Here is a 14,706-nt window from a genome sequence, read left to right as displayed (position 1 = left end):
ATGTCCTGTATTAACTCATCGACAGCAGTTGGTTGGCGCGGCCCGCGTTATCATCCACGCTACTGATAATTTTCATCTGCATTTCAAAGCGGCGGGCGTTGGCGATCATGTCGCTCATCGCAGCAACCGGTTTAACGTTACTGCCTTCCAGCACGCCCGACATCACACGGATACTGGGGTCGGCCTGTAACGTCGCACCACGGGTAGCCTGTGCGGCCTGGGTCAGACGGAACATACCGTCATCGCCACGTTGCACTTCGATCCCTGTAGCCTTCACCAGCTTCAGCCGCCCCACTGGCGCTACGGTATTCGCCGGATCGCCAGGGTTAAGTGCAGAAATTGTCCCGTCCGCCGCAATGGTGACTTCTGAACCTTCCGGTACGGCTATCGGTCCGGCTTCGCCAATTACCGGGTGTCCCTGAATTGTCAGTTCACCCGTTGGGCTTACCTGAATAGCGCCGTTACGGGTATATCCTTCGCTACCATCCGCGGTCTGCACAGCCAACCAGCCATCCTGTTGCAGCGCCACATCCAGCGGGCGGGAGGTATAGTCCATCTGACCCGGCGTCATGTCGGCCCCCGGTGTGGAGGCCACGACCAGCGTACGCGTCGGTAAAGACAATCCTTCTACAGGAACCGCGCGCAGTGCATTGAGCTGCGCACGAAACCCTGGCGTGGAGGCGTTTGCCAGGTTGCTCGCCGTCACCGCCTGTTGATTCAGCGTCTGACTGGCCGCGCCCATGGCGGTATAAATTGCGTGATCCATTAAGCCATCCCGTCAGGCGCTTAGCGCAGGTTGACCAGCGTGTTGAGGATTTGATCCTGGGTTTTGATGGTCTGCGCGTTCGACTGATAGTTACGCTGGGCGACAATCATATTCACCAGTTCTTTACTCAAATCCACGTTTGACGCTTCAAGCGCCCCGTTGGTCAGCTTGCCGAAGTTACCCGTACCCGCGGTACCCAGCAGCGCCACACCGGAGGCCTGAGTGGCCGCCCAGACGTTGTTGCCCTGAGACGCCAGACCTTCGTTGTTGGCAAAGTTTGCCAGCACGATCTGTCCTAGAACCTGTTGCTGTTCGTTGGAGTAGTTGCCGACTACGGTACCGTCATTGTTAATCTGGTAGCTCACCAGATCGCCTGGTTTGTAGCCGTCCTGTTTAGTGGCAACAATGTTGTTGGCACCTGTGTTCTGCTGCATGGAGTTCTGGAAACTCATTGCGAAGGTGACAGCCGGTGCGCCATTGAGCGCAGCTGTGGTGATATTGAATGTACCGCCGCCGATTAGCGCTCCATTAGTATCAAATTCCAGCGTGGACGTCGGTGCGGTTGGTACAGCAGCCTTAGGATCACTGCTATCAACGGTATAGACAGCCCATTTGTTATCAGGCTGTTTTACAAAATAGGCGTTAACTTCGTGGGCATTTCCCAGACTGTCATAAACGGTGACGGGGCCTTTTTTGTTATAGCTGTCAGCATCTTTCGGATCAAACTTTGTCGTTGTCGGGATTTTATCCGATGAGTTGAGGTTGATCTGCATTGAGGCCTTGCTGGTTGCCTGTGCCGCCATCAATGTGTTGGGGATCGTAATCGGCCCCGGGTTTGCACCCTGCTGAACTGTCGGTGGTGTACCGGTAGCCGGATAGCCCGTCAGTTGCAGCCCCTGCATATTAACGATATTGCGGTTTTCATCGAGTTTGAACTGACCGTTACGGCTGAAGAAAACAGAACCGTTACTGTCTACCATGCGGAAAAAACCGTTCTGGCTGATAGCAACATCCAGCCCGCGGCCGGTGTTGGTGGTGGTGCCGTCGGTAAAGTCCTGGGTAATACCCGCAACTTTAACGCCCAGACCCACTTTAGAACCGGCGAACATATCGGCAAAAGATGCCGTACCGGATTTAAAACCGTAGGTGGCGGAGTTGGCGATGTTGTTACCAATGACATCGAGGTTGGTCGCTGCAGCGTTCAGACCGCTGACCGCTTGAGAAAAGGCCATGACTTACTCCTGATAAGTGTGAAGGCTTAAATTATCTGCCGTACTTCGTCGAGGGTGGTGGTTCCATAGGTGCCCAGATCCAGCGTATTACCGCCGTTACTGCGAATAACGCCCTGCACCAGCGCAAACTGAAGCGGCTGTGCCACCAGTTGCGTTCCGCCATTGCTGGCAGCAATTGACACGTTGTAAGAACCGCTTGGTGCATCCGTGCCATCGGTCATGGTGCCGTCCCAGGTAAAGGTATGAACGCCCGCTTTCAATCCACCAATGTCAATGGTGCGTACCACTTTGCCGTCTTTATCGGTAATGGTTGCGGTAACCTTATCTGCCGGTTGCTGCAGCTCAACGCCAAAAGGTGTTGTCGTGGTTTTGGCACCCTCTTCCGTCCCTTTACCGGTCAGGATGGTAGTACCCGGGATCATGACCCCGTGGCCAATCAGCGTACTGGCCTGCAGCGACTGACTGTTGTCGATCTGCCCGGAGATCGACCCTAACGTGGTGTTCAGTTTCTCAATCCCGCTCACGGTACTGATTTGCGCCAACTGGGTAGTCAGTTCGTTGTTTTGCAGCGGGTTGGTAGGATCCTGGTTTTTCAGTTGTGCAACCAGCAGCGTAAGAAAGCTGCTTTGCAGGTCAGCGGCATTGCTGCCCGTCAGGGAGCTATTCCCCGTGGCGGCATTAACCCCCGTCGTGCTCGGGTCATTCATTTTTACAGCAATAGACATGTGCGCCTCCTTTACTGGCCTAGCGTCAACGTTTTGAGCATCAGGCTTTTCACGGTGTTGAGCACTTCGACGTTTGCCTGATAGCTACGCGAGGCTGACATGGTGTTGACCATCTCACCAACGACGTCCACATTCGGCATTTTTACGTAGCCATTCGCATCGGCCAGCGGATTACCGGGTTCATAAACCAGCTTATCCGGCGCCTGACTTTCAATGACGTCAGCAACTTTTACGCCACCGGTAGCCGCACCTGGCGCAGCATCTACCTGAAAAACAACCTGTTTCGCGCGATACGGCTGACCGTCGGGCCCGCTGACGCTATCCGCATTCGCCATGTTACTGGCCGCGACGTTCAGGCGTTTAGACTGAGCCGTCAGCGCAGAACCTGCGATATCAAAAATATTTAACAGCGCCACGAATTAGTTCCCTCCTTGCAGCACGTTCATCATGCCTTTGATTTGCCCACCCAGCGCGGTCAGCCCCATTTGATACTTGAGGCTGTTGTCTGCAAATTGCGTGCGCTCCCGGTCCATATCCACCGTGTTGCCATCAAGAGATGGCTGGTCAGGAATACGGTAGAGCAGCTCCGTAGACGGCGAAGAAACGGTCTGGGCCGGAATGTGTTGTGCAGAGGTCAGCGTCAACGAAACGCCGCCGGTTTGTTCCCGTCCTCGCACCATGACTTTTTTTAATTCACTGGCGAAATCCAGGTCACGCGCCTGGTACCCCGGCGTGTCGGCATTGGCAATGTTGGCCGCCAATATTTCCTGGCGTTGGGCGCGCAAATTCAGCGCTTCCTGTTGAAAACGTAAGGCGGCGTCGAGCTTATCGAGCATATCTCCTCCGCAAATGACAAAATTCAGCCGACAGCTTAAATCCCATTACGCGCGCGTTATCGCCGGAATAAACGCAAAATGCGTCGCTATTTGTTGCGTTGATGACTGCGTCACACAGGTAAAATCCTGCCACTACCTGAAAAAGCGCGAGGTTTTGATGCAAACGTTTAAACGTGGAATAGTCGTGGCAGCACTGCTGTTCAGCCCTATGACGCTGGCGCAAGACCTGAATTCGCAGCTAACGGCATGGTTTTCCCAGCGCCTGGCCGGATTTAGCGATGAGGTGGTGGTCACTATCCGAACGTCGCCAAACTTATTGCCGAGCTGTGAGCAACCGGCATTAAGCGTGTCAGGTAGCGCGAAACTGTGGGGTAATGTGAATGTGCTGGCTCGCTGTGCCAACGAAAAACGTTATCTGCAGGTAAACGTCCAGGCGACGGGAAACTACGTAGTAGCCGCCGCGCCTGTAGCGCGAGGTAGCACCCTGACCCCAGCCAGCGTAACGCTGAAACGTGGTCGACTGGACCAACTACCGCCGCGCGCGGTGCTGGATATGAGTCAGGTGCAGGATGCTGTGAGCCTGCGCGATCTGGTCCCGGGCCAACCGATACAGCTTTCGATGTTGCGCCAGGCATGGCGGATCAAGGCCGGTCAGCGCGTGCTGGTTATTGCCAACGGAGATGGCTTTCGGGTTAATGCCGAAGGTAAAGCGCTGAACAACGCCGCTGTCGCACAGAATGCGCGAGTGCGGATGATTTCAGGCCAGGTGGTGAGCGGCGTCGTCGATTCTGATGGGAATATTCTTATTAACCTATAATAGGTTAAAGATTTTTTAGCGTGTGCCGATAGATAAACAACCAATGATTACAGCGGGCCGCTATAGCGTAACCCCTCGATGAGGAAAAATAAAATGAGCATTGATCGTACCTCACCATTGAAGCCAGTAAGCACCGTTCAGCCGCGTGAAACCAGCGATGCGCCGGTACAAAAAGCGCAGAAGGAAAAAACCACCGCGACCACCAGCACCAGCGTCATGCTGAGCGACGCCCAGGCCAAACTGATGCAGCCCGGCACCAATGACATCAATATGGAACGCGTGGAAGCACTGAAAACCGCAATCCGTAACGGTGAATTGAAAATGGATACCGGAAAAATTGCCGACTCGCTGATTCGCGAGGCGCAGAGCTACCTACAGAGTAAATAAAGTATGACTCGTTTGTCAGAAATACTTGACCAGATGACGACCGTCCTCAATGACCTGAAAACGGTAATGGATGCTGAACAGCAGCAGCTTTCCGCAGGCCATATCAACGGCAGCCAGCTACAGCGTATTACAGAAGAAAAAAGCTCTTTGCTGGCGACCCTTGATTATCTGGAGCAGCAGCGCCGTCAGGAGCATGACGCCACGCGCAGCGCTAATGATGAAATTGCTGAACGCTGGCAGACCATCACCATGAAAACACAGCACTTACGTGACCTCAACCAGCACAATGGCTGGCTGCTGGAAGGGCAGATCGAGCGTAATCAACAAGCAATACAAGTGCTGAAACCGCACCAGGAACCGGCGTTGTATGGCGCAAACGGTCAAACTTCAGCTGCGCACCGCGGCGGGAAAAAATTCTCTATCTGATGCAAGCCTGATAACGTTTTGCTTATCAGGCCTACACTTTTTGTAGGCCGGATACGGCGTTATGCCGCCATCCGGCATTGATTCTTTATGCCGTCCGGCGCACAAACTCTTTTACTTTAAAGCCCAGCACAGCGAGTGCTGCGAAGTAAGCAGCAATACCTGCCACCACGACCGCCATCAGACGCAGCAGGCGCCACAACATCGTTCCCTGCGACCAATCTGGCATGATGTAGAGCATCCCAACAAGCACAGCCGACATCACCAACACGGAAATCACCAGTCGCGCCAGGAACCAGGTCCAGCCCGGTTGCGGGGTGAAGATTTTCTGCTTACGCAATTGCCAGTACAGCAGTGAAGCGTTCAGACACGCCGCCAGACCAATCGACAGCGACAGCCCGGCATGCTTTAACGGCCCGATAAACGCCAGGTTCATCACCTGGGTCATAATCAGCGTCACAATGGCAATCTTCACTGGCGTTTTTATATCCTGGCGCGAGTAAAAGCCCGGAGCCAACACTTTCACCACGATCAAACCAATCAAACCTACCGAATACGCCACCAGCGCACGCTGGGTCATCGCGGCATCAAAGGCGGTAAATTTACCGTACTGGAACAGAGACACCGTCAGCGGTTTGGCCAGAATACCCAACGCTACGGCACTCGGTAATGCCAACAGGAAACACAAGCGCAGGCCCCAGTCCATCAGGCGACAATACTCATCATGATTACCGCTGGAAAAGCTTTTGGACAGCGATGGTAGCAGGATAGTCCCCAGCGCTACGCCAAGCACACCGGACGGAAACTCCATCAGACGGTCGGCATAGTACATCCACGAAACTGAGCCAGAGGCCAGAAACGAGGCGAAAATCGTATTGATGATCAGTGAAATCTGGCTGACTGATACCCCAAGGATCGCCGGGCCCATCTGCTTGACGACGCGCATCGCCCCCGCATCGCGGAAGTTCACACGCGGCAGTACCAGCATGCCAATTTTCTTCAGATGCGGAAGCTGATAAATCAGCTGTAGCACGCCACCCACGGTAACGGCCCACGCCAGCGCCAGCACTGGCGGATGAAAATAAGGGGCCGCAAACAGCGCGAAACCGATCATGCTGATATTCAGAAAAGTCGGGGCAAACGCAGGAATAGAAAAGCGGTTCCAGGTGTTAAGGATCGCACCAACCAGTGAGGCCAGTGAAATCAGTAGAATATAGGGAAAAGTGATCCGCAGCAGTTGAGTGGTCAGTGCAAATTTATCCGCTGTGTCGGCAAACCCCGGCGCGGTAACTAAAATCACCCATGGCGCAGCCAACATCCCGGCTACCGTCACCACAGCCAGCGCCAGCGTCAACAGTCCGGAAACGTAGGCAACAAACACGCGGGTAGCATCTTCCCCCTGCTTGCTTTTGTACTCAGCAAGAATCGGCACAAACGCCTGCGAAAATGCGCCTTCGGCAAAAATTCGGCGTAGCAGGTTAGGAAGTTTGAATGCCACAAAAAAGGCATCTGTCGCCATCCCTGCACCAAAGATTCTGGCGACAATCGCATCACGCGCAAAACCCAGCACTCGTGAAAACATCGTCATCGAGCTGACGGCTGCCAGCGACTTTAATAAATTCATCTATGTTGTATTCCAGACTCTGAGGCAAAACCCCGACAAACCTGCCCGTAGGTCGGATAAGGCATTCTCGCCGCCATCCGACACTTTTGCTGCGCCTGATGGCGACACCGTAGCGCCTTATCAGGCCGACAAATCAGCCTATGGTTGAAAAGAGGTGTTATTTTGAGTGGGCATATAGTACCTGGATTACAATGAATTACTACCGCCAGATGTTACAGGGGGTTATTCAGCCATCGCCTCCCGCCACAGCTTTTCAACAACACGCTGGGCCAGTAGCGCCTGCTCGCCTGCCGTCTGGGGAACCGTCTGATTTTGCACGCACTCAATGAAATGACGCGCACATCCGGCAAAACCACGCTGTTCTAAGGTCGTTTGCCAGCCCGCTATCGGCTTATGAACAACACCTTGCCCACGCTCTTCCCGCCATTCCCGCATATCAGTTACGTCAATCAGGCCACCGTCCGTCACCGCCTGCACGCTCTCACGCTGGCTACCGGCACGGCGATGCATACTGGTCGTTATCTGCATTTGACCGGTAGAAAAATGGTGCTCGGCGTAAAGCATCGCACCAGATTCATTGGTCAGCAGCGTGCCGTTATTTAACTGCGCCTGCCCTCCCGCCAGCCACAGTGCGGTATCGACTACGTGCAGATAGTCGTCCAGCAAAGTGAAACGCAGATCGTGCGGCCCAACGCTATCCGTACGGTGCTTATCCATACGTACAGACGCTGCGGTGCTCAACTGGGTTTTGAGATCCTGGTACAGCGGTGCAAACCGGCGGTTAAACCCGACCATCAGCGTGAGTTTTTTCCGCGCGGCCAGCTCCACCAGTTGCTCAGCCTCACGCAGGTTTTCCGCCAGCGGCTTATCCACACACACGTGAACTCCGGCATTCAGCAATTCACTGACGACCGCATAGTGCGTCGCGGTGCTGGAATGGACGAAAACCGCGTCGCAGGTTTGCGCCAGATTCACCAGTGAATCCACGTAGGGTATCCGCCAGGTATCACAGATACGCTGTGCTTTATCGCGCGAAGGTGAAAAGGCGCCTTGCAGCGTCCAGTCTGCGGAGGTGCCCAGCACGGGTAGCCAGGCCTTTTGTGCAATACCGCCAAGGCCGACAACGCCGATACGTAATTTATTCACGTCAGTCTCCCAGGTGCGCCAGCAATGAATCAAGTCGCTGCTTAAGTTCTGCGACCTCCGTTTCCAGCATTTCCACGCGTGCCTGCAGATCATCGGAGGCTGCAGGGAGTTGATCTGCCGCGGCAATGGCTTCATCAACCTCACCGCAAAACAGGTGCATATAGCGACTTTCACGTTTGCCCGGCTCGCGCGCCAGGCGGATCACATAAGGCCCATCTTCTCGGGTTGCCAGATTTTCCAGTGTCGATTCCACTTCGGCCATATCGCTGAATTCGTACATACGGGATGCGCGACTACGCAATTCACCAGGCGTCTGAGCGCCCCTCAGCAGCAGTGTAGTGATTACGGCCACCTCTGCGGCACTAAGCTTCAGATTGCCAAATTCAGAGTTGCAGAAACGCTGCTCATATTTCGTGACGCGATTGCCAAAGCCGCTCACCGTGCGCAGAAAATGTCGCTTAACCAGGTTATCCAACTGCTCCTGCACGTCCGATTCCGACAGGTTCATCACCGGTTCACGATTCGTTTTTTGATTGCAGGCTGTTACGACTCCATTAACGGAGAGTGGGTACTGTTCCGGCGTTGTCACTTGTTTTTCTAATAAACAGCCAATCACTCGTGCTTCGGTGGCGGTTAATTCGTATTTCATCGTCTTCTCCATTAATCATGGCTGCATCTGAAACTTAGCGGCCGGGGGTCCATTCTGATGTGGTCAACGCCGTCAGCACGTGATCGCGCCACTGCCCGTCAATCAGCAGGTAGTCTTTGGCATACCCTTCTTTTTCAAAACCCAGTCGCGCCAACAGGTCACCGCTGCGCTTATTATGTGGCATGTAGTTAGCCATAATGCGGTGAATATGCTGAGTGCGCTGCATATAACGGATGGCCGAAGTTAAGGCTTCATACATTAGCCCCTGCCCCTGCCATTTCTGCGCAATGGAGTAGCCGAGATAACAGGCATGGAAGGATCCCCGCACCACGTTTGAGAAGTTCGCAACGCCGATAATCTCTTTTTCGTCCGGATCGAGCAGCGCAAAATAATAGGCAGTGCCCTGTTTATGAAACTCAGAGATCATGCCGAGACGCGCCTGCCAGCCGGACGGATAGCAGTGGCTTTCATCGCGAATAGGTTCCCAGGGTTTTAAGAAATGACGATTTTCTGCGTAATAATCTGCCAGACGCCAGGCATCACGCTCATGCACTAAACGCACGACCAGGCGGTCCGTGGTTAAGCGCACTTTTGGCACGTTACTGCGATAGCCAAACATTCTATACCTACTCCTTCCCGTAACGTCTTCAATACGCTATTCGCATTACTATACCTGTGCGAATACACCCTGTGAAAAGAGCAAAATGCCATTTTTTGAATTATTCACACATTTTGATGAAAACTCTCTATCAAGACGGACTTTTGATAAAAAAATATTGTCCCGCGAAGGGTGGGAAAAGCGATGACGACACCGCAGAATAGGAGGTGCTTATCTTTTAAACTCTATCCAGAGTGACGAGTTTTTCCCTGGAGGGGAAATGTCGCAAGTCTCGCAGGCAAGGAACCTGGGTAAATACTTCCTTCTCATCGATAATATGCTGGTCGTGCTGGGTTTCTTCGTCGTTTTCCCGCTGATCTCAATTCGTTTCGTCGACCAAATGGGCTGGGCCGCCGTGATGGTCGGTATCGCGCTTGGATTACGTCAATTTATCCAGCAGGGGTTGGGTATTTTCGGCGGTGCTATTGCTGACCGTTTCGGCGCCAAACCGATGATCGTCACCGGCATGCTGATGCGCGCAGCCGGGTTCGCCACCATGGGCATTGCGCATGAACCGTGGCTGCTGTGGTTTTCCTGCTTTCTTTCCGGGCTGGGTGGCACGCTGTTCGACCCTCCCCGTTCGGCGCTGGTAGTCAAGCTGATCCGCCCGGAAAAGCGCGGGCGTTTTTTCTCTATTCTGATGATGCAGGATAGCGCCGGGGCCGTGGTCGGCGCGTTACTCGGCAGTTGGTTATTGCAATACGATTTCCGTCTGGTATGTGCCACCGGCGCAATTTTGTTCGTTCTGTGCGCGGCGTTTAACGCCTGGCTGCTCCCGGCATGGAAGCTGTCGACGGTGAAAATTCCGGTGCGCGAAGGGATGAGCCACGTGATGCATGACAAGCGCTTTGTCACCTATGTGCTGACGCTGGCGGGCTATTACATGCTGGCGGTACAGGTGATGCTGATGCTGCCCATCATGGTGAATGACATCGCTGGCTCACCGGCCGCCGTGAAATGGATGTATGCCATTGAGGCATGTCTCTCTTTAACGCTGCTGTACCCGATTGCCCGCTGGAGTGAAAAACGCTTTCGCCTTGAACATCGTCTGATGGCGGGCCTGCTGGTGATGTCTCTGAGCATGATGCCCATTGGGCTGGTCGGGAATTTGCAGCAGTTGTTTACCCTTATCTGCACGTTCTATATTGGCTCGATCATCGCCGAACCGGCGCGTGAAACCCTGAGCGCCTCGCTGGCGAATGCGCGGGCCAGAGGAAGCTATATGGGCTTCAGCCGACTGGGACTCGCCATCGGTGGCGCAATTGGCTATGTCGGCGGCGGCTGGCTGTTTGACATGGGCAAAGCCCTGGCACAGCCTGAGCTGCCCTGGATGATGCTCGGTATTATTGGCTTCATCACCTTCCTGGCGCTAGGCTGGCAATTCAGTCTCAAACGCCCAACGCGAGGTATGCTGGAACCAGACGCCTGATAGCCGAACCTGCGTCCGGGCGCTTTTCAGTTTTTTCTGCTGGCGTCCGGGGCGCTGGTACTCGATGATGCTTTGTGTCACGATTACGCCACATGCATCATGTTGAGGAACCCCATGAAAAAGTTTTTTTTTGCCGCTGCACTGATTGTCAGCGGCCTGTTGGTTGGTTGTAATCAACTCACGCAATACACGGTTAGCGAGCAAGAAATTAATCAAGCCCTGGCAAAGCATAATAACTTTTCAAAAGACATCGGTTTGCCCGGCGTTGCTGAAGCACATATCGTACTGAATAATCTCGCCAGCCAGATTGGTCGTGAAGAGCCAAACAAAGTAACCCTGACCGGCGATGCCAACCTGGACATGAACTCCCTGTTTGGCAGTCAGAAAGCGACCATGAAGCTGAAGCTGAAAGCCTTACCGGTTTTCAATAAAGAAAAAGGCGCGATTTATCTGCAAGAGATGGAAGTCGTCGACGCCACCGTCACGCCAGAGAAAATGCAGTCAGTACTGCAAACCCTGATGCCTTATTTAAATCAGTCGCTGCGTAACTATTTCAACCAGCAGCCAGCGTACATTCTGAAGGAAGACAGCAGCCAGGGTGAAGCGCTGGCGAAAAAACTGGCGAAAGGTATTGAGGTCAAACCGGGTGAAATCATCATCCCGTTCACCGACTAATAAAACTGAGGGCGCTGATGCGCCCTTTTTTTTCGTGCAAACGAAAACGTTTCCGCTTATCCTTTGTTTCCGGCAAAAAAGACTATCCTCAGCCGGAGCATATTGATGACTGCACCATCCCAGGTTTTAAAGATCCGCCGCCCAGACGACTGGCATCTTCACTTTCGCGATGGCGACATGTTAAAAACTGTCGTGCCCTATACCAGTGAGGTTTATGGCCGCGCCATTGTCATGCCGAACCTGGCACCGCCCGTCACCACGGTTGACGCGGCTATCACTTATCGCCAGCGCATTCTTGACGCGGTACCTGCCGGACACGACTTCACGCCATTAATGACCTGCTACTTAACGGATACGCTGGATCCCAACGAGCTGGAACGTGGATTTAACGAAGGCGTATTCACCGCGGCAAAACTCTATCCAGCCAATGCCACCACCAACTCGACGCATGGTGTAACCTCTATTGACGCCATCATGCCGGTGCTGGAGCGGATGGAAAAATTGGGTATGCCACTGCTGGTGCACGGCGAAGTCACGCATGCAGATATCGATATTTTCGATCGCGAAGCACGCTTTATTGAAACGGTGATGGAACCGCTGCGTCAGCGTTTGACCTCGCTGAAAGTGGTGTTCGAGCATATCACCACCAAAGATGCTGCCGAATACGTGCGCGATGGTAACGAACTTTTGGCTGCGACCATTACGCCACAGCACCTGATGTTTAACCGCAACCACATGCTGGTTGGCGGGATTCGCCCTCACCTGTATTGCCTGCCAATCCTCAAACGTAACGTCCACCAACAGGCGCTGCGTGAACTGGTTGCCAGCGGGTTTAAGCGCGCATTCCTCGGTACCGACTCAGCGCCGCACGCTCGTCATCGCAAAGAGTCAAGCTGTGGCTGTGCGGGCTGTTTTAATGCACCGACCGCGCTGGGCAGCTATGCCACCGTGTTTGAAGAGATGAATGCGCTCGACCATTTCGAAGCCTTCTGCTCACTCAACGGCCCACAGTTCTATGGCTTGCCGGTAAATGAGACCTTTATTGAGCTGGAACGCGTGGAGCACCTGGTTCCTGAGAGCATTGCACTGGAAGACGATACGCTGGTGCCTTTCCTGGGTGGCGAAACGGTACGCTGGTCAGTAAAAAGCTAAAAAAAGTGTAGCCAACCGATGCGAATAACTGTATAAATAAACAGTATATTCCACAGGGGGCTACTATGCGTATTGAAGTCACTATTGCCAAAACTTCACCTTTACCTGCCGGTGCAATTGACGCACTGGCAGGTGAACTCTCCCGCCGTATTCAGCACCATTTTCCAGATAACGAAGGTAACGTTACCGTCCGTTATGCCGGCGCAAACAATTTGTCGGTTATTGGCGCGACTAAAGAGGACAAAGAACGCATCAGCGAGATCCTACAGGAAACCTGGGAAAGCGCGGATGACTGGTTCATCAACGAATAAATAATGATATGCAGTGATGTTTGTTTGCCGGGTCGCCCCGGCTTTTTTATACACACAATCCTGTAATCAATCGCGCATTTCTTCTGACGAGTATTTAATTTAATATTAACCCACCGATTATCTTTTAACCAAAACAACAAAATAATTGTGCAACATACTAAAAAAAAATGAATAACATGTTGGTTTCTTAGTCAGATAACGCTGAAAACAAAAAATTTATGCCCTTCCCTCTTTAAATTTTCAATGAATACCCTTATTTATTGATATACTGAAGTTGCTTCAGAAAAAAACGCATTGAACCTCGAAAACCGTTGTCTAGTAACACGAATTAGGGGGCATGATGGAAAAGAATAATGAAGTCATTCAGACTCATCCGCTTGTAGGGTGGGACATCAGCACTGTTGATAGCTACGATGCGCTGATGCTGCGTTTGCACTACCAGACCCCGAATCGCCCTGACCCGGATGGGACTGAAGTTGGTCAAACGCTCTGGTTAACCACTGATGTTGCCAGGCAATTTATTTCGATATTAGAAGCAGGAATCGCCAAAATTGAATCTGGCGATTACCAGGTAAATGAGTATCAGCGACATTAAACCTGATACATCCAACCATCAAAAGGCACCTTAACGGTGCCTTTCTTATTTCCAGGTTGAATATTCCGGGTCAGTTATTTAACCTGCTACTATCGCGATTGCAGAGAGAAGCGGATGAAATACGACTTAATCATTATTGGCAGCGGTTCAGTAGGCGCCGCAGCTGGATACAATGCCACACGTGCCGGTCTGAAGGTTCTGATGATCGATGCACATATGCCTCCGCATCAGCAGGGCAGCCACCACGGTGACACTCGATTAATTCGTCATGCTTATGGCGAAGGTGAAAAATACGTTCCGCTAGTGCTACGTGCGCAAACATTGTGGGATGAACTATCCACCCATAATGAAGAACCGATTTTTGTTCGCTCCGGTGTTATCAACCTCGGTCCGGCAGAGTCCACCTTCTTAGCGACTGCAGCGCAAAGCGCCAAACAGTGGCAACTCAACGTTGAACAACTGGATGCGGCAGCCATCATGGCGCGCTGGCCGGAGATTCGTGTACCTGACAACTATATCGGTCTGTTTGAAGCGGAGTCCGGTTTTTTACGCAGTGAGTTAGCAATTAAAACCTGGATCCGTCTGGCGGAAGAAGCAGGCTGTGCGCAACTGTTTAAATGCCCGGTCAGCGCAATTCATCACGGTGATGATGGCATCACGGTAGAAACGGCTGACGGTGACTACCACGCGAAAAAAGCAGTGATCAGCGCCGGTACCTGGGTGCAGGCTTTAGTCCCTGAACTACCGATACAACCGGTGCGCAAAGTGTTCGCCTGGTATCAGGCCGATGGGCGCTACAGCGTTAAGAATAACTTCCCAGCCTTTACCGGCGAGCTGCCAAATGGTGATCAATACTACGGTTTCCCGGCAGAAAACGACGAGCTGAAAATTGGTAAGCACAACGGCGGACAAGTCATTCACTCTGCTGATGAGCGTAAGCCATTTGCCGCTGTAGCCAGCGATGGTTCTGAAGCCTTCCCATTCCTGCGCACAATTCTGCCGGGCGTTGGCTGCTGCCTGCACGGCGCGTCCTGCACTTACGATAATTCACCGGATGAAGACTTTATTATCGATACTCTGCCAGCGCACGACAACACGCTAATCATTACCGGGCTGAGCGGACATGGCTTTAAGTTTGCCTCTGTTCTGGGAGAGATTGCGGCAAACTTCGCTCAGGACAAACCGTCTGACTTTGACCTGACCCCCTTCAGGCTAAGCCGTTTTAAGTGATAATAAACGAATGGCCTCGACGGTGAGGCCATTTTTAATGACAGGAATAAC

18 protein-coding genes are annotated in these 14,706 nt (G+C 52.9%); 9 read left to right on the top strand and 9 right to left on the bottom strand.

Annotation, left to right across the window (positions count from 1 at the left end; translation table 11 throughout):
• Window positions 1–10 precede the first annotated feature (10 nt).
• The 5 genes from WC1_RS15450 to flgB are packed head-to-tail and all read right to left on the bottom strand — an operon-like array spanning window position 11 to window position 3,559.
• Complete coding sequence (locus WC1_RS15450; RefSeq protein ID WP_003036200.1) at window positions 11–766, bottom strand: flagellar basal body rod protein FlgF; 756 nt, start codon at window positions 764–766, stop codon at window positions 11–13.
• A 20-nt stretch (window positions 767–786) separates the two neighbouring features.
• Window positions 787–1,998, bottom strand: a complete 1,212-nt coding sequence (gene flgE / locus WC1_RS15455; RefSeq protein ID WP_003836758.1) for a flagellar hook protein FlgE — start codon at window positions 1,996–1,998, stop codon at window positions 787–789.
• A 26-nt stretch (window positions 1,999–2,024) separates the two neighbouring features.
• Window positions 2,025–2,723, bottom strand: coding sequence for a flagellar hook assembly protein FlgD (gene flgD / locus WC1_RS15460; protein ID WP_003832158.1), 699 nt, complete (start codon window positions 2,721–2,723; stop codon window positions 2,025–2,027).
• An 11-nt stretch (window positions 2,724–2,734) separates the two neighbouring features.
• On the bottom strand, window positions 2,735–3,139 hold the full coding sequence (gene flgC / locus WC1_RS15465; protein WP_003036191.1) for a flagellar basal body rod protein FlgC: 405 nt from the start codon (window positions 3,137–3,139) through the stop codon (window positions 2,735–2,737).
• Window positions 3,140–3,142: 3 nt separating this feature from the next.
• Entirely contained in the window at window positions 3,143–3,559 is a 417-nt protein-coding gene (gene flgB, locus WC1_RS15470; protein ID WP_003836763.1) for a flagellar basal body rod protein FlgB, read from the bottom strand.
• Window positions 3,560–3,716: 157 nt separating this feature from the next.
• Between flgB and flgA the strand changes: the two genes are divergently transcribed.
• The 3 genes from flgA (at window position 3,717) to flgN (ending at window position 5,189) form a co-directional block, all read left to right on the top strand.
• Window positions 3,717–4,376, top strand: a complete 660-nt coding sequence (gene flgA, locus WC1_RS15475; protein WP_003036186.1) for a flagellar basal body P-ring formation chaperone FlgA — start codon at window positions 3,717–3,719, stop codon at window positions 4,374–4,376.
• A gap of 93 nt (window positions 4,377–4,469) precedes the next feature.
• Complete coding sequence (flgM, locus tag WC1_RS15480) at window positions 4,470–4,763, top strand: flagellar biosynthesis anti-sigma factor FlgM (RefSeq protein WP_003036183.1); 294 nt, start codon at window positions 4,470–4,472, stop codon at window positions 4,761–4,763.
• A gap of 3 nt (window positions 4,764–4,766) precedes the next feature.
• Window positions 4,767–5,189 (top strand): flagella biosynthesis chaperone FlgN, encoded by a 423-nt coding sequence (gene flgN, locus WC1_RS15485; protein WP_016149928.1) that lies wholly within the window; start codon window positions 4,767–4,769, stop codon window positions 5,187–5,189.
• A gap of 85 nt (window positions 5,190–5,274) precedes the next feature.
• On the opposite strand, the gene murJ is transcribed toward flgN, so the two are convergent.
• From murJ to rimJ, 4 genes are all read right to left on the bottom strand, one after another.
• Window positions 5,275–6,810 (bottom strand): murein biosynthesis integral membrane protein MurJ, encoded by a 1,536-nt coding sequence (gene murJ, locus WC1_RS15490; RefSeq protein WP_003036176.1) that lies wholly within the window; start codon window positions 6,808–6,810, stop codon window positions 5,275–5,277.
• Between the two features lie 222 nt (window positions 6,811–7,032).
• Entirely contained in the window at window positions 7,033–7,956 is a 924-nt protein-coding gene (locus tag WC1_RS15495; RefSeq protein ID WP_016149927.1) for a Gfo/Idh/MocA family protein, read from the bottom strand.
• Between the two features lies 1 nt (window position 7,957).
• Window positions 7,958–8,605 carry a YceH family protein gene (locus WC1_RS15500; protein ID WP_016149926.1) on the bottom strand — a complete coding sequence of 216 codons (648 nt, stop codon included), beginning with the start codon at window positions 8,603–8,605 and terminating at the stop codon, window positions 7,958–7,960.
• A 34-nt stretch (window positions 8,606–8,639) separates the two neighbouring features.
• Window positions 8,640–9,224 (bottom strand): ribosomal protein S5-alanine N-acetyltransferase, encoded by a 585-nt coding sequence (gene rimJ / locus WC1_RS15505; RefSeq protein ID WP_016149925.1) that lies wholly within the window; start codon window positions 9,222–9,224, stop codon window positions 8,640–8,642.
• Between the two features lie 259 nt (window positions 9,225–9,483).
• On the opposite strand from rimJ, the gene mdtH reads away from it, so the two are divergent.
• The 6 genes from mdtH to solA all read left to right on the top strand — a co-directional run bounded on the left by mdtH (window position 9,484) and on the right by solA (window position 14,655).
• A complete protein-coding gene (mdtH, locus tag WC1_RS15510; RefSeq protein ID WP_003036166.1) occupies window positions 9,484–10,692 on the top strand; it encodes a multidrug efflux MFS transporter MdtH in 1,209 nt (402 codons plus the stop codon).
• Window positions 10,693–10,806: 114 nt separating this feature from the next.
• Window positions 10,807–11,367 carry a lipoprotein gene (locus tag WC1_RS15515; protein WP_003836774.1) on the top strand — a complete coding sequence of 187 codons (561 nt, stop codon included), beginning with the start codon at window positions 10,807–10,809 and terminating at the stop codon, window positions 11,365–11,367.
• 105 nt (window positions 11,368–11,472) lie between these two features.
• Window positions 11,473–12,519, top strand: coding sequence for a dihydroorotase (pyrC, locus tag WC1_RS15520; protein ID WP_016149924.1), 1,047 nt, complete (start codon window positions 11,473–11,475; stop codon window positions 12,517–12,519).
• Window positions 12,520–12,584: 65 nt separating this feature from the next.
• A complete protein-coding gene (dinI, locus tag WC1_RS15525; protein ID WP_003036157.1) occupies window positions 12,585–12,830 on the top strand; it encodes a DNA damage-inducible protein I in 246 nt (81 codons plus the stop codon).
• Window positions 12,831–13,170: 340 nt separating this feature from the next.
• Window positions 13,171–13,425 carry a biofilm formation regulator BssS gene (gene bssS / locus WC1_RS15530; RefSeq protein WP_003036154.1) on the top strand — a complete coding sequence of 85 codons (255 nt, stop codon included), beginning with the start codon at window positions 13,171–13,173 and terminating at the stop codon, window positions 13,423–13,425.
• A 114-nt stretch (window positions 13,426–13,539) separates the two neighbouring features.
• Window positions 13,540–14,655 carry an N-methyl-L-tryptophan oxidase gene (solA, locus tag WC1_RS15535; RefSeq protein WP_016149923.1) on the top strand — a complete coding sequence of 372 codons (1,116 nt, stop codon included), beginning with the start codon at window positions 13,540–13,542 and terminating at the stop codon, window positions 14,653–14,655.
• The last annotated feature ends 51 nt before the right edge of the window (window positions 14,656–14,706 follow it).

This window comes from Citrobacter sp. KTE30, assembly GCF_000398825.1.
Taxonomy (GTDB): domain Bacteria; phylum Pseudomonadota; class Gammaproteobacteria; order Enterobacterales; family Enterobacteriaceae; genus Citrobacter; species Citrobacter freundii.
This window is presented reverse-complemented; position numbering and strand designations above follow the sequence as displayed.

Coding starts and splice junctions, on each gene's coding strand:
- flgB (WP_003836763.1), bottom strand. CDS start 3,559: ATGCTCGATAAGCTCGACGCCGCCTTACGTTTTCAACAGGAAGCGCTG.
- bssS (WP_003036154.1), top strand. CDS start 13,171: ATGGAAAAGAATAATGAAGTCATTCAGACTCATCCGCTTGTAGGGTGG.
- rimJ (WP_016149925.1), bottom strand. CDS start 9,224: ATGTTTGGCTATCGCAGTAACGTGCCAAAAGTGCGCTTAACCACGGAC.
- WC1_RS15500 (WP_016149926.1), bottom strand. CDS start 8,605: ATGAAATACGAATTAACCGCCACCGAAGCACGAGTGATTGGCTGTTTA.
- dinI (WP_003036157.1), top strand. CDS start 12,585: ATGCGTATTGAAGTCACTATTGCCAAAACTTCACCTTTACCTGCCGGT.
- WC1_RS15450 (WP_003036200.1), bottom strand. CDS start 766: ATGGATCACGCAATTTATACCGCCATGGGCGCGGCCAGTCAGACGCTG.
- murJ (WP_003036176.1), bottom strand. CDS start 6,810: ATGAATTTATTAAAGTCGCTGGCAGCCGTCAGCTCGATGACGATGTTT.
- flgE (WP_003836758.1), bottom strand. CDS start 1,998: ATGGCCTTTTCTCAAGCGGTCAGCGGTCTGAACGCTGCAGCGACCAAC.
- flgN (WP_016149928.1), top strand. CDS start 4,767: ATGACTCGTTTGTCAGAAATACTTGACCAGATGACGACCGTCCTCAAT.
- WC1_RS15515 (WP_003836774.1), top strand. CDS start 10,807: ATGAAAAAGTTTTTTTTTGCCGCTGCACTGATTGTCAGCGGCCTGTTG.
- mdtH (WP_003036166.1), top strand. CDS start 9,484: ATGTCGCAAGTCTCGCAGGCAAGGAACCTGGGTAAATACTTCCTTCTC.
- solA (WP_016149923.1), top strand. CDS start 13,540: ATGAAATACGACTTAATCATTATTGGCAGCGGTTCAGTAGGCGCCGCA.
- pyrC (WP_016149924.1), top strand. CDS start 11,473: ATGACTGCACCATCCCAGGTTTTAAAGATCCGCCGCCCAGACGACTGG.
- flgA (WP_003036186.1), top strand. CDS start 3,717: ATGCAAACGTTTAAACGTGGAATAGTCGTGGCAGCACTGCTGTTCAGC.
- flgD (WP_003832158.1), bottom strand. CDS start 2,723: ATGTCTATTGCTGTAAAAATGAATGACCCGAGCACGACGGGGGTTAAT.
- flgM (WP_003036183.1), top strand. CDS start 4,470: ATGAGCATTGATCGTACCTCACCATTGAAGCCAGTAAGCACCGTTCAG.